General features: G+C 50.4%; 14 protein-coding genes. 11 read left to right on the top strand and 3 right to left on the bottom strand.

Translation table 11 applies throughout. The annotated features are described in order from the left end of the window. Positions 1 to 40 precede the first annotated feature (40 nt). Complete coding sequence (gene folM / locus CRO03_RS09400) at positions 41 to 808, top strand: dihydromonapterin reductase (protein ID WP_097111384.1); 768 nt, start codon at positions 41 to 43, stop codon at positions 806 to 808. Between the two features lie 53 nt (positions 809 to 861). Here the strand turns inward: folM and CRO03_RS09395 are convergent, their stop codons facing one another. Further along, the gene (locus CRO03_RS09395) at positions 862 to 1,158 is read right to left on the bottom strand and encodes a high-potential iron-sulfur protein (RefSeq protein WP_097111383.1); all 297 of its coding nucleotides are present in this window, start codon (positions 1,156 to 1,158) and stop codon (positions 862 to 864) included. Between the two features lie 185 nt (positions 1,159 to 1,343). Here CRO03_RS09395 and CRO03_RS09390 point away from each other — a divergent pair, with 185 nt between their 5' ends. From CRO03_RS09390 to CRO03_RS09380, 3 genes are read left to right on the top strand one after another with little or no spacing between them, the layout of a single operon-like run. Then, positions 1,344 to 2,876 (top strand): methyl-accepting chemotaxis protein, encoded by a 1,533-nt coding sequence (locus CRO03_RS09390; RefSeq protein ID WP_097111382.1) that lies wholly within the window; start codon positions 1,344 to 1,346, stop codon positions 2,874 to 2,876. A gap of 26 nt (positions 2,877 to 2,902) precedes the next feature. Then, on the top strand, positions 2,903 to 3,487 hold the full coding sequence (locus CRO03_RS09385; RefSeq protein ID WP_097111381.1) for a hypothetical protein: 585 nt from the start codon (positions 2,903 to 2,905) through the stop codon (positions 3,485 to 3,487). Positions 3,488 to 3,497: 10 nt separating this feature from the next. Next, the gene (locus tag CRO03_RS09380) at positions 3,498 to 3,854 is read left to right on the top strand and encodes a hypothetical protein (RefSeq protein WP_097111380.1); all 357 of its coding nucleotides are present in this window, start codon (positions 3,498 to 3,500) and stop codon (positions 3,852 to 3,854) included. Here CRO03_RS09380 and CRO03_RS09375 read toward each other — a convergent pair. Continuing rightward, positions 3,851 to 4,837 (bottom strand): SMP-30/gluconolactonase/LRE family protein, encoded by a 987-nt coding sequence (locus CRO03_RS09375; protein WP_097111379.1) that lies wholly within the window; start codon positions 4,835 to 4,837, stop codon positions 3,851 to 3,853. The genes CRO03_RS09380 and CRO03_RS09375 overlap by 4 nt on opposite strands. Positions 4,838 to 4,962: 125 nt before the next feature. Here CRO03_RS09375 and CRO03_RS09370 point away from each other — a divergent pair, with 125 nt between their 5' ends. The 4 genes from CRO03_RS09370 (at position 4,963) to CRO03_RS09355 (ending at position 7,406) form a co-directional block, all read left to right on the top strand. Continuing rightward, positions 4,963 to 5,385, top strand: a complete 423-nt coding sequence (locus tag CRO03_RS09370) for a hypothetical protein (protein WP_097111378.1) — start codon at positions 4,963 to 4,965, stop codon at positions 5,383 to 5,385. A 77-nt stretch (positions 5,386 to 5,462) separates the two neighbouring features. Next, entirely contained in the window at positions 5,463 to 6,077 is a 615-nt protein-coding gene (locus tag CRO03_RS09365) for a GNAT family N-acetyltransferase (protein WP_097111377.1), read from the top strand. Between the two features lie 161 nt (positions 6,078 to 6,238). Beyond that, a complete protein-coding gene (locus CRO03_RS09360) occupies positions 6,239 to 6,697 on the top strand; it encodes a hypothetical protein (RefSeq protein ID WP_097111376.1) in 459 nt (152 codons plus the stop codon). 142 nt (positions 6,698 to 6,839) lie between these two features. Beyond that, entirely contained in the window at positions 6,840 to 7,406 is a 567-nt protein-coding gene (locus CRO03_RS09355; protein WP_097111375.1) for a type 1 glutamine amidotransferase domain-containing protein, read from the top strand. Positions 7,407 to 7,409: 3 nt separating this feature from the next. Here CRO03_RS09355 and CRO03_RS09350 read toward each other — a convergent pair whose 3' ends face one another. After that, positions 7,410 to 8,324: a pirin family protein gene (locus CRO03_RS09350; protein ID WP_097111374.1), complete on the bottom strand. Its 915-nt coding sequence runs from the start codon at positions 8,322 to 8,324 to the stop codon at positions 7,410 to 7,412. 212 nt (positions 8,325 to 8,536) lie between these two features. Here CRO03_RS09350 and CRO03_RS09345 point away from each other — a divergent pair, with 212 nt between their 5' ends. Genes CRO03_RS09345 through CRO03_RS09335 form a run of 3 tightly spaced genes read left to right on the top strand, consistent with a single transcriptional unit; the run spans position 8,537 to position 12,253 of the window. Continuing rightward, a complete protein-coding gene (locus CRO03_RS09345) occupies positions 8,537 to 9,820 on the top strand; it encodes a sensor domain-containing diguanylate cyclase (RefSeq protein WP_097111373.1) in 1,284 nt (427 codons plus the stop codon). Further along, on the top strand, positions 9,792 to 11,759 hold the full coding sequence (locus CRO03_RS09340; protein WP_170948989.1) for a TonB-dependent receptor plug domain-containing protein: 1,968 nt from the start codon (positions 9,792 to 9,794) through the stop codon (positions 11,757 to 11,759). Before CRO03_RS09345 ends, CRO03_RS09340 begins: the two co-directional genes overlap by 29 nt. After that, positions 11,759 to 12,253: a YfiR family protein gene (locus CRO03_RS09335; protein WP_097111371.1), complete on the top strand. Its 495-nt coding sequence runs from the start codon at positions 11,759 to 11,761 to the stop codon at positions 12,251 to 12,253. Before CRO03_RS09340 ends, CRO03_RS09335 begins: the two co-directional genes overlap by 1 nt. Positions 12,254 to 12,332 lie beyond the last annotated feature (79 nt).

Below are 12,332 nucleotides of genomic sequence, written 5' to 3'. Positions count from 1 at the left end.
TTGCGTATAGCCTGTTTTATCTTGGTGCTATAAATTGCTTATGAATCACACAGCTTCATCGAAAGGCCTTATTGTTATCACCGGCGCAGGCCAGCGGGTTGGCTTGCACTGCGCAACGGCGTTACTGCAGCAGGGATATCAGCTGCTGGTAAGTTACCGCAAAATGACCGCAGGTATTACCGCACTGCAACAAGCCGGGGCCCGTTGTATCGCTGCCGACTTCACTCAGCTGGACAGTATGGCAGCATTTATTGACGCGCTGGCGCCTTACCCGGCTATCAGGGCCATTATTCATAATGCCTCAAGCTGGCAAGCGGATTTGCCGCTGCAGCACTCTTCTGCGCCACAATCAGTTGCCGGACAGTTGCAGCAGGATGCAGCCGTGTTTGATGCCATGCAGCATATTCACGCCAGGGCGCCTTACTTGCTGAACCGCGCGTTATTGCCAAAATTACGTGCCAGCCCGGACGGTGCTGACATTATTCATCTAACGGACTTTGTTGCCAGCGTGGGCAGCAGCAAACATCAGGCGTATGCGGCGTCAAAAGCCGCCCTGGAAAACCTGACTTTCTCACTGGCACGCCAATTGGCGCCAAACGTCAAGGTAAATGCCATAGCGCCGGCACTGCTGATGTTTAACGACAGCGATGATGCAGCTTATCGCCAGAAAGCCCTGACTAAATCGTTAATGGCCGTAGCTCCGGGCCCGGATGAAGTACTGCAGAGCATTTTATATTTGCTGAACAGCAAGTACATTACCGGCAGGGTGCTGGCGCTCGATGGCGGCCGGCATTTAAAGCTCCCATAAATTTCTAACGTAAAAAAACGGCCCGCGGGCCGTTTCTTTTATCAAGGCTGTTATTACGCCGCGACTTTCTTCACCCAGGCCGCACACCAGCCTTCACTGGCAACCAGTTTGCCGGGGAAAATCGCACAGGGCCGCCATTCCTGGCCGTCTTCCCCCTGAACCAGATTGCAATTTGCACAGTTTTGGCCTTCAACTTCTGATTTATGGGTATAACGCATGGCTGCCGCTAACGGGTCATCCAGCTTTAACTGCTCTGCTGCCAGGGCACTTAAACTGATACCGCCAGCGGTCAGGCCGATGACCGCACCGGCAGATACTTTAAAAAAGGTACGACGATTGAAATTGCTCATAGCTTACTCTCCTGCATTTAGTAGTTATTATAATACTGGTTAACATACGCTGCGGTTTTGACAGACATCAACTAATTCGTATAAAAAACGTCCTAGACTTTAGTCGCAGCCCAACCGGTAATGCTTTACCGGCCCCTTATTTCTGCCATAGTAGTTTCAATAGTAGTGCATATTCCGGAGTTAATATGTTGCTTTGGTTAGTTAATCTTGGATTACTGCTTGTGCTGCTTGCCGGCTACTGGCTAAGCAGTGCCAGCATAGTAAGCAGTATTGTGCTGGTTCTGGTACTTGCAGGCTATTTCAGCTTACTGCATTTTATCAGGCCTCCGACAGCCAATGCTGAAGTTGCGCCCCGCCAACCTGAACTTGATATCAGTAAAATTGAAGTATCAACCTCCAGGCTAGCTATCGGTTCAGCTGAAGTATCTTTTTTTATCGATAGCCTGAACAATGAGATTAAACTCAGCGCGCAGAACAGCAGCCAGATTGCTGATAACAGCAGTGAGTTAAGTCATACCGGCCGCCAGCTGAATGACAGCCTGCAAACGCTTAACCAAAGCATTCAGCATACCGCCAGTGCCTGTCAGCAAGCAGATAAACAACTCAGTAGCAGTGTTATCAGTCTGGAACAGCTGGCCAGCTCGGTCAGCCATTCTGCAGAAGAGCTGGAGCAATTGCGTAGCTCTGCCGATAATATTCAACGGATCACCGAAGTCATCAACAATGTGGCTGACCAAACTAACCTGCTGGCACTGAACGCCGCCATTGAAGCAGCGCGGGCCGGCGAGCAGGGCCGTGGTTTTGCGGTAGTAGCGGAAGAAGTGCGGGCGCTGGCCAGTAAAACCTCCGGCGCGACTGCCGATATCGCAAAAATGCTGGCAGAAATTCGCCAGCAAAGTGGCCAGACGGCCGATCAGATGAGCCTGCTGGTGATAAAAAGCTCAGAGGTTCAGCAACAATTACAACAGGTTACAACTGGCTTTACTAATATTAACAATGAAATTACTCAGGCGGCGGCAGCCAGTGACCAACTGGAAAGTGCCGGCACCCGCTTAGCACAAACCAGTACAGCGATAACCGAGGCGATCAGCAATATCAGTGGTGGTCTGAATGCGATAGAGCACAAAGGCAGCAGCATCGCGAATCAGGCTATTGATTTATCAATGGAAACCGAAAGCATATACCGGGAACTCAGTCAGCTGGAACATCAGAGCTTCTACAGCCCGATCCTGGACGAAGCCCTGCAAGCCGCCGGGGTAATTGCCAGCTTGCTGCAGCAAGGCATTAACAGTGGCAAGTTTACTGAACAACAATTATTTGCCCGGGATTATCAACCGATAGCCAATACCGATCCGCAGAAATTTCATACCGCTTATGACAATTACACCGATCAGGTATTTCCTCAGGTGCAGGAGCCTATTCTCAGCCGGCACAGCCAGGTGCTGTACGCGGGAGCCGTCGACCGCAAGGGCTATTTCCCAACCCATAATAAAAAATTCAGCCAACCGCTCAGCGGTGACTATAATAAAGACTTGCTGGCTAATCGCAGTAAACGTATTTTCGCTGACAGAACCGGCAGCCGCTGTGGTAGTAATACTGAGGCGATGCTGTTACAAACTTATAAACGTGACACCGGCGAAATACTGCACGATTTATCAGTACCCATTTTTGTTAACGGTAAACACTGGGGTGGCTTCAGGATTGGTTTTAAACGCTGAAGCATTAATCACAAGGACCCGTAATTATGCACTGGTGCCGCTCATTTATTTATATTGTCAGCTTGCTAAGCCTGCTGGGCTGTACGACTGCAACTCTGGTGCAGCCTTATGATGAAAGACTATTAACCGGCAGCGAGCAGTTTTATCGCAACGCAGCCACTATTATTGAGCACAGCAGATCGCAAAGCCCCGTTGAGCGGCCCACAGTTGAAGATAGCAACCACCCCGGCCATATTGCCAATATGGACAATCTGTATGCCGAGCTGCTGATCGATACTAACATTTTGCTGCTGCGGGCCCTGGCTAACAGCGAGCTGGTCGATGAGACCGGCCAGCGCCTGCAAAGCAAAATTACCGGCTATATTGATAATGCTTTACCGTCGAACTGTGATAACAGTGCCGATGATGTCCGGGCTGAATTCAGCTCGCTGACGGTAAAAAACTTTGTTGATTTAAAATGCCTGGTGGTTACCTGGCAAGCACAGCACGAGGCCGCACCCGGCAAAGTACTGACCCAGGCGGACTGGTCACGCCGCCATTTATCTCTTATTCGCTTTATTGTCGCTGTACAGCAAGCTGAAGTCGCAAAGCTGCGCCAGACCAGCCACTAACGGAGCCAACATGACGATTCTGAACAACATAGATATTGGTGATGTATTGGCAGACGCCATGACCAGCGCCAAACAAGCTGCCAAAGACAGCTGGCCAGCGGTCAGTGAGCTGGCAGACAACATTGCCCGCAGCATTTTAGTAGACCTTGATTATGTCGCCCGGCAGAAGGTACTGGGTCAGATAGACGAATATGGCGCAAAGATATTTCTGGAAGATCAGCGGATGGTTGCCAGAGCACGGCTGCGCTCGCTGGCCATCGTTACCCTGCAGCTGGCAGAAGACATTATTAACGCCATGCTGCGGGTATTTAACGCCGCAGCCCAAAAGGCCCTTGGCTGGGTGTTATTTCCACTAAGCCCGGTTTAACGGGCTTGCAATGCAATCCGCAATAAATAGTTAGTGGCGGTGATGTACAAATAGCGGTTATCCGGTGCCAGGGCAACATTGGCGGCGGCTACACCCGTTTCAATAGTGCCCAGATGCTCACCCTCTGCGGTAAATACCCATACTCCGCCCGGGCCGGTAGCCAGGATATGCCCTGATGGCAACACTTTTAAACCGTCGGGTAAACCACGGCTTGTTTTTGTATAACCTGTGGCATCATAAAATAGTTCAGCAGGCCCCAGGCTGCCGTCCGGAGCGACCGGATAACGCCACCACTGAGCAGCGTTGCTGTCTGAATTTGCTACATACAGCCATTTTTCATCAGGCGAAAATGCCAGGCCATTTGGCCGGTTCAGGTTGCTTGCCAACTGGCTGACCTTGCCATCCGGGGCCAGCCGGTATACTGCATTTGCCGACAGCTGCTTCTGGCTGGCGTTATCGCCACCGCTTAAACCATAAGGCGGATCAGTAAAATAGTAGGCGCCGCTGCTATGTTGTACCAGATCATTCGGGCTATTAAATAACTTGTCCTGATAATGGTTTACCAGGGTTTGATACTGCGGCTGGCCGTTGTCAATGCCCGCTAGCAGTGCCAGGCGTCGGTCACCGTGCTGGGCCAGCACCAACTGTTTCTTCTGGTTAAAAATCAGGCCGTTAGCGCCTTGCTGTGGATTATCATTCGGGTACAAGCCGGTATAACCTGACGGTGCCAGATGCACTGATAGCCCGCTAGTGTCGCTCCAGCGATAAACTTTATTGGTTGGCACATCTGAAAATAAAACATCGCCGGTTACCGGCTCCACCACCGGCCCTTCAGCCCAGCTAAAGCCATCAGCCAGAATTTCCAGTTGGGCATCAGCCGCTATCAGCTGCAGCATTTGTGGCTGCTTTGCCTGGACCGGATGCTCAGGCACCCCGGCAAATAATGGCCCACACAACAGGCTAAGTTGTGCTGCTAAAAACATCAGATATTTCACCTTTAAACTGTCCTTAGATTGCGAATTAACTGGCAATACTATGTCCGAAAATGAAAAAGTTGACTATAACTAATATCCGGTTCATCAACTTGCCCGGCAAACTGAGGTAGTTTATGAGTTATCGTGGCCACTTTACTGTCAGTCAGGACAATCAGGTTATCTTTACCTATGCCGCAGGCGGCTGGGATGTAATGACGGCCCGCGACTATTGCGCCAGTTTTAAAAAGGCTGCTGCCTCTGTATATCACAACCCCTGGGCCCATATTCTGCTGCTGGACGACTGGATCCTGGCAACACCGGAAGTCGAGCCGGTTATTCTGGATCTGGCGCACTGGTCACTAGCCCACAACCTGGTTTGCACTGCCAAAGTATACCGGGAAAATATGTTAAAACAGTATCAACTGGACAAGATGAACCCGGTTTCCAGCGTAACCTATCGCCAACAGGAGTTCACTGAACAACAAACTGCCCTTGACTGGCTGGCCAGCGAAGGTTTTAAAGTAGATTGCGATCAGTTCGAGCTTGGCAGAGTGTAGTCGCAGCCGGAAGCTGAGCATTTACCGATTGCTGGCGGTTTGCTAGCATGCCGCATTGTAATTTTGAAATATAAGCCATGTCAGACAATATGATTACCACCTGGTTTTTGCAATATCAGGGGCCCATCCAGCTGTTACCCATCTTGCCGGAAAATTGCTTATTAATGGAAGCAACCGTTGCCAGCCCGGAACTAAGCCAGTTTTTATTTACTGCTGTCGGCAACCACTGGCAGTGGTTCAGCCGGCTGAGTTGGGACTATCAGCAATGGTTGAGTTACCTGAGTAACGAGTCGGTTCGCACCTGGGTGCTGTATCAGCGCGGTACCCCAGCCGGCTTTATTGAGCTGAATTATCACGCAGACAGTCAGCAGGGGCCCAGTGTTGAGCTGAAGTTTTTTGGATTACTACCTGCTTTTACTGGCCAGGGGCTGGGACCAAAACTATTACAGGCTGCTATTGCCCTTGGCCAGCAATGGTTAACCGGCAGCACGCCAGACACAATAGCTGGCACCTCTGCTAACGTATGGGTGCATACGTGCTCAGATGATCATCCTGCAGCATTGCCAACCTATCAAAAGGCGGGTTTTGTTATTTATCGCACGTCGAAGGACCCGGCCGACACGCCGGATAACTATGCAGAAGCGGCATTGTGCCGTGAATATATTTACTCGCGTCTGGCCTATTTTAAATAGCTTAAATAACTTAAATAACTTAAATAACTTAAATAACTTGCAGCCCAAGTTGACAGCGGCTGCACAGTAGCGTTCCGGCCAGCTGGTCCTATCCTTGCATAGTCTCTTGTTAATACGCGATGGCCGCCCGGCGCCGCTCGCATTTTCAAACAGGAGAGATTATGAAAGTTGAATCATTCCGCGATTTACTCGACTGGACTTCAGACTACCATCAGCATTTATCAAACTGCTTTGCCGATAGCGCTAAGGCCCAGTCAGACAAGCGATCCCAGCTATTGCTTGATTATCTGGCTGATAAAGAGATGAACCTGGCAAATCGGGTGCGCGCCTTTAAAGCGGTTGGCGAAGACAAGGCGCTGGATACCTGGTGTACAGCACATATAGACCAGCATCCATTAATGGACGAAACCCGTTGTGACGACGCCTTCGCCACCATGAACACCGATGACATCATCAGTGAGACAGAGAAACAACACCAACTTATTATCTCGCTCTATCATAACCTTGGTGAACGCAGCCATCCGGCTGAAATGCAGAAATTACTGAATGAAGTGCATGACTTTGAAAAAGAGCAAGCGCAGCAAATGATGCAAGGGGCAAACCGACTGGAAGATATTTAATCACCAGCATGGTTTTACACCTCAACTTATTTATTCAGTCGGGGTACGGGTAACTTTTACCAACAGGCTTATATAACTTTTACAGCATTATCAGCAAATACCCCCTTCAATTAATGCTTACAATAGAAACAGGAGACAGATTATGAACGAATCAAAACCCCTTGCCGGAAAAAAAGTCGCTATTTTAGCCACCGACGGCTTTGAACAAAGTGAACTGACTTCACCACGCAACGCCCTGTTAAATGCAGGTGCCGAGGTCGATATCGTGTCACCACAAGCTGGCAATATTACTGGCTGGTCTGGCAAGAGCTGGGCTGAAGAGGTAACAGTAGATAAAGTTCTGGCTGATGTAAAAGCAGAATATTATGACGGCCTGGTACTGCCCGGTGGCTTAATCAACCCGGACACGCTGCGTCAGGATAAGCAGGCAATCAACTTTATTCAGGGCTTTTTCAGCGCCGATGCCAATAAACCGGTTGCTGCTATTTGTCATGGCCCCTGGTTGCTGGCTGAAGCTGGCGTACTTAAAGGGCGGAAGGTCACCTCTTTCGGCAGCATCAGCACCGATCTGAAAAATGCCGGTGCCGATTGGGTAGATGAGCCGGTTGTCGTAGATAATGGCCTGGTAACCAGCCGCAACCCCGACGACCTGCCGGCATTCAATAAAAAACTACTGGAAGAAATACGGGAAGGCCGGCATCACGCCTAGCTTCTAAACTGGCAGCGGAATAAACTCGTCTTCATCTCCGGGTACTTTGGGGAAGTGGCCCTGCTGCCAGTCCCGTTTGGCCTGCTCAACCCGCTCTTTACGGCTGGAGACAAAATTCCACTCCATCACCCGCTTTGTAATAGCCTCGCCCCCAATCAGGGCTATTCGGCTGGGCGCAGTAGCAGTAATCGTCCCCCCTGCGGCTGGCCCCAGCACCGCCAGTTGCTGCGCAGCAAGCTGGCTGTCCTGCAACTTAAGCCCGCCGGATACCAGGTATAGCCCACGCTCGGCTGCATTGGGTAACACCAGGCTTTGGCCCGGCTGCAGTGTGGCTTCAAGGTACAGTGTCTGGTAAAAGGTTTTCACCGGTGAATGCAGGCCGTAAGCCGAGCCAATTAACACCCGTACCGGCACTCCGTCGATAATGGTGGCCGGAATGGCCGTTGCCGGGTAATGATAAAACGCCGGCTCAGTTTCTTCATCCGCTTCCGGCAACGCCATCCACAGCTGTAAACCATGCAGCCGGTGCACACTGTTGGTCACCTGTGGCCGCTCACGCTCTGAATGGACAATCCCCTTGCCTGCCACCATCAGGTTAATATCACCAGGCGTGATTGGTTGATAGCTGCCCAGTGAGTCACGGTGCAGTATTTCACCGTCAAACAGGTAAGTTACCGTCGCCAGATTAATATGTGGGTGTGGCCGCACGTTGACCCCGCTGCCGGGTGCAAACTCGGCAGCGCCCATTTCATCAAAAAAGATCCAGGGGCCAATACTGCGTTTTTGCCGCACCGGCAAACTGCGTCTTACAGTAAAACCGCCCAAATCATGCGGCCGGGGCTCAATAATCAGTTCAATAGCCGCACAGCCCTGCTCGACATTACAATCAGCTTCCGGATGTTTGCTGGTAATACTCATCCAATCCTCGCTTTTTAAACCGGGTTACGCTCACACCTGCGAATAAGTAAAGCACTGAAGTTATGGTAAAACAAACTTGAGAAACCACTCTGTTTTTGTCATGGTGGAAGCCAGTAGAAGACAATTAAGGGTGCTTTTCAAATAAACTAACTCATCTATAATCAGGTGAAGTACTGCTGCTTTATCCGGCGTAATAGAGTATAAGTTGTTTCATGACAAGCAAAGAGGCTTTGTTAAGCCCCACTAAACCCCGCCATTCACTGGTTCGTAAACTGACCCGGCAAAACCTTACGGTGTTGCTTGGCAGTATGCTGGTCAGTTTTCTACTGATTGCGGTAATGTTATGGCTTACTGCCCGTGAACGCCAGGGCAGCGCGGCAGAGCTGGCCGCTATTCAGCTAGCCGGCAATGTGTCTGCTATGCTGGTATTTAATGACCCCGATGCCGCAGAACGTGACCTGGAATTGCTTGCCAAGAATCGTGATCTCAGTGGTGTAGCACTTTACAATGCCAACGGTGAGTTGTTCGCAGACTTAGCAGATGTGCCAACATTACCCTGGCAGCAATTACCCGCGTCTGCTGAGCCGGTAAGACGCTACCAGGGCCTGGAAATAGTACTTACCGTACCGGTGGTGGTAAGAGATAAAACCGAAGGTGTACTGTATGTGCAGGAGAATTTACATCAGCTAATGAACTGGTTCCTGCGGGGCCTGTTTATTATGTCAGCGCTGATGATCGCCATATACTGGTTTGCGGCCAGATTGTTAATTACTATTCAGCGCAAGGCGCTATCCCCTTTGGTACAGCTATCAGCCCTGGCTGAAAAAGTGGCAAGCGAACGGAATTTCTCATTAAGAGCATCAGTGGTCGACAATGACGAAATAGGCAGCTTAACGCAGCGCTTTAATGAATTACTGAAACGGGCAGAGATTTGGCAGGCAGAGCTCAGCAACAAACTACAGCAACAGGCTGCACGTGGTGATGAACTGGAGCAACTGGCAAACAATGACAGCCTGACCCAGTTGCCAAACCGACACAATTTCGGCCAGTTGCTTAATCAGATGGTGTTAAATAGTATTAGTGATAATACAATGTCGGCGCTGATGTTTATTGATCTTGATAACTTCAAATTTGTAAATGACAACTATGGCCATGATGCCGGCGATGCCGTGCTGATAGAGGTAAGCGCCCGCATTCAGGCAGCTATCCGCGCTGACGATACCTTGTGCCGGCTGGGTGGCGACGAGTTCGCCTTGTTGCTGCCAAAACAGGTGACACCGCAGCTGGCCGAGCGGGTATGTAACAGATTACTGCAACAAATAAACCAACCGATTTGGGTTAAAAATGCGAAAATGCCGGTATCGTTGAGTATTGGGGTGGCCTTGTGTCCTCAGCACAGCACTGACTCAGCCACATTACTGCAATTGGCCGATGAAGCCATGTATCAGGCAAAAAGGGCGGGGAAAAATGCTTATCAGATATACCGTGCTGATTAAATCTTTACTTCTGTGTGTTGTCAGCATGCCATTGCAGGCTCAACAGGTTCCAAGCCTGGAAGAATTACTGCAACAACCAACGACCACCGATCCGGCGCTGATTGAAGTGTCAACCTCTGCGCGTCATGCCCAGAGTGCCGGCGAGTCTTCGCAAGTCACTTATATTGTAACCGATGAAGAAATCAGGCGTTTCAGCCTGAGGAATCTGGAACAAATACTCAGTTTCTTTCCGGGGTTGTATGTCAGCTCAGACAGCAGTTACGGCTATCTGACTGCCCGCGGTATCGGCCGGCCTGGCGACTATAATGCCCGGATCCTGTTACTGGTCGATGGCACCAGAGTAAATGACAATATTTACGATGCAGGCATGATCGGCAATAATTTTTATATTGATCCACAACTGATTGACCGGGTGGAGTACAGCCCAGGTAGCGGGTCGGCACTGTATGGCAATAATGCATTTCTGGGCGTGGTTAACGTCATTACCAAGCGTGGTAATAAACTGCAGGACGCCCAGTTGGCAGTGGCAGCCAACCAGCGCGATCAGCTTGATCTGTCTCTGTCTTATGGGCTTCGCCATGCCAGCGGTCATGAAGGCTGGCTGTCGCTAAGCCGCAGCCAGCAAGACGACATTGCCGTTGCCGATATTAATGCGCCAGCTATCCTGACGTCACAGCGCACCCTGAATGAAGACCTGAACCATAAAGTGGCCGCCAGCTACCGCTATCGGCGGCTGCAGTTGCAAATGGCCGGCGTGTCCAGAACCCGTCAGGAGCCAATGCTGTTGGCTGAAGACCCCTCTCGTAGCGAAATATTTAAAATAAAAAACCGCAATTATTTTGTCTCGCTACAGCACGAATTAAGGTTAAGCGAACAGACGGAGTTATACAGCCATTTATCAACGAACGGTTTCGATCTGACAACCTTTACTCCCTTTGTGTTTCCAACCGGTGAAATCCGCCGCTATCTTTTTGACGTTACCGGCAAATGGACCAATCTTGATTTACGCTTAAGCTATACGCCAGACCCGTCGCACCATCTGCTGTTTGGGATTGACGGCCAGCATGATCAGCATCAGAGCTATCAGTTCAGTATCGACGATATAATTCCGCTGCTTGGCGTCAGCAGCGACAACAATCGGATCGGGCTTTATCTGCAACATGGCTGGCAACTTTCTGCCAATCATAAATTTATCAGCGGTTTCCGCTATGACTATACCAAACAGAATGTCCGTGAGTTCAGCCCCAAGCTCGGCTGGGTATGGCAAGTTAGCAACCAGCAGAGTGTCAGGCTCAGTTATGGGACGGCATTTCGTGCACCCAATGAGTACGAGCAAAAAACAAACTTATATAATGACCTTCCGGTACCCGAGTCTGAGTTAATCAGCACACTGGAAGCGAACTGGCAGGCACAGTTAGACAATGGTTGGTCTGTTGGCGCCAGCATTTATCATTCACGGGTCCGCAACCTGATAACCGGCAATTATGGCGAAAGTGCCATAGTGCAGTTTTTTAATGACCGCTCAGTCGAGGCGCTTGGCCTTGAAACCACCGCTGCAAAAAACTGGCAAACCGGCGCAAAGCTGCAACTTTCTGCCAGCGTGCAACGAGCCCACTATAATACCGATCAGCTGGAACTAACCAACTCGCCGGAGCAGCTATTTAAAACACAGTTCAGCCAGCCGCTGTGGCAGGAAAATATCCATCTGAACTGGCACATGTTCGCTGCCTCGGCCCGAACCAGCCCGTCATGGCAGATGCCCGGTTATGCCCGGCACGACGTGCTGCTGTCATGGCAACCAAACCCGCAGCTATCCATTGTGCTGGGCCTGAAAAATGTATTTGATAAAACATACGTCGATGCCCCGCTGCCGTCCGCCGCTATCTTAAGACAACCCGGGCGCAGTGCTGAATTATCAATTAACTGGAATTTCCGGTAATGAACCGGTTGCTGATAGCACTTTTGTTGGCAACGTCAGCTTTTTATCAGCCGGCGCTGCATGCCCAGTCGGCCCAGGCATCGTTAAAAGCTGCGTTGTTGTACCGGTTCGTTCAGTACAGCGAGTGGTCTGTAAATCCGCCGGCACAGCAAGTTTATTGTGTTGCTGGTGATATCGAAGTATTTAATGCCCTGACCGCCATGCTGCCTGAGCAGGCGAAAACCGTATTGCTGAAAAATGCTGATCAGGCGACAGAATGTACTGTGTTATTTCTGAGTTTAGAGCTTGCCTCACAAGCTGGCTGGTCACCGTTGCTACAACCCTCTGGCCGTCTGACAGTGGTAGAGGGAGCCGAGCTGTTTCGACAAGGCGCCATGTTTGGCTTAATTGCTGAGCCACAGCGGATCTCATTTCGGGTTAACCTGACCCTGGCCCGGCAAAACGGCTTTCATTTAAGTGCACAGATGCTGAAGCTGGCTAAAGAAATTCATTAGTTTCGTCCTAATATGTTGTTACCTCAAAACATTCGGCGCAATACAGCAAATATCCTCTGTACCGTAACGCGCCGGATAA

It is taken from the genome of Arsukibacterium tuosuense, assembly GCF_900215315.1.
Taxonomy (GTDB): Bacteria; Pseudomonadota; Gammaproteobacteria; order Enterobacterales; family Alteromonadaceae; genus Alishewanella; species Alishewanella tuosuense.
The sequence above is the reverse complement of the archived record's forward strand: the minus strand, read 5'-3'. Positions and strand labels throughout refer to the sequence as shown.

Excerpts from the sequence above, each read along its gene's own strand:
- CRO03_RS09345 (WP_097111373.1), top strand. The coding sequence starts at position 8,537 with ATGACAAGCAAAGAGGCTTTGTTAAGCCCCACTAAACCCCGCCATTCA.
- folM (WP_097111384.1), top strand. The coding sequence starts at position 41 with ATGAATCACACAGCTTCATCGAAAGGCCTTATTGTTATCACCGGCGCA.
- CRO03_RS09360 (WP_097111376.1), top strand. The coding sequence starts at position 6,239 with ATGAAAGTTGAATCATTCCGCGATTTACTCGACTGGACTTCAGACTAC.
- CRO03_RS09350 (WP_097111374.1), bottom strand. The coding sequence starts at position 8,324 with ATGAGTATTACCAGCAAACATCCGGAAGCTGATTGTAATGTCGAGCAG.
- CRO03_RS09395 (WP_097111383.1), bottom strand. The coding sequence starts at position 1,158 with ATGAGCAATTTCAATCGTCGTACCTTTTTTAAAGTATCTGCCGGTGCG.
- CRO03_RS09355 (WP_097111375.1), top strand. The coding sequence starts at position 6,840 with ATGAACGAATCAAAACCCCTTGCCGGAAAAAAAGTCGCTATTTTAGCC.
- CRO03_RS09340 (WP_170948989.1), top strand. The coding sequence starts at position 9,792 with ATGCTTATCAGATATACCGTGCTGATTAAATCTTTACTTCTGTGTGTT.
- CRO03_RS09375 (WP_097111379.1), bottom strand. The coding sequence starts at position 4,837 with ATGTTTTTAGCAGCACAACTTAGCCTGTTGTGTGGGCCATTATTTGCC.
- CRO03_RS09385 (WP_097111381.1), top strand. The coding sequence starts at position 2,903 with ATGCACTGGTGCCGCTCATTTATTTATATTGTCAGCTTGCTAAGCCTG.
- CRO03_RS09365 (WP_097111377.1), top strand. The coding sequence starts at position 5,463 with ATGTCAGACAATATGATTACCACCTGGTTTTTGCAATATCAGGGGCCC.
- CRO03_RS09380 (WP_097111380.1), top strand. The coding sequence starts at position 3,498 with ATGACGATTCTGAACAACATAGATATTGGTGATGTATTGGCAGACGCC.
- CRO03_RS09335 (WP_097111371.1), top strand. The coding sequence starts at position 11,759 with ATGAACCGGTTGCTGATAGCACTTTTGTTGGCAACGTCAGCTTTTTAT.
- CRO03_RS09370 (WP_097111378.1), top strand. The coding sequence starts at position 4,963 with ATGAGTTATCGTGGCCACTTTACTGTCAGTCAGGACAATCAGGTTATC.
- CRO03_RS09390 (WP_097111382.1), top strand. The coding sequence starts at position 1,344 with ATGTTGCTTTGGTTAGTTAATCTTGGATTACTGCTTGTGCTGCTTGCC.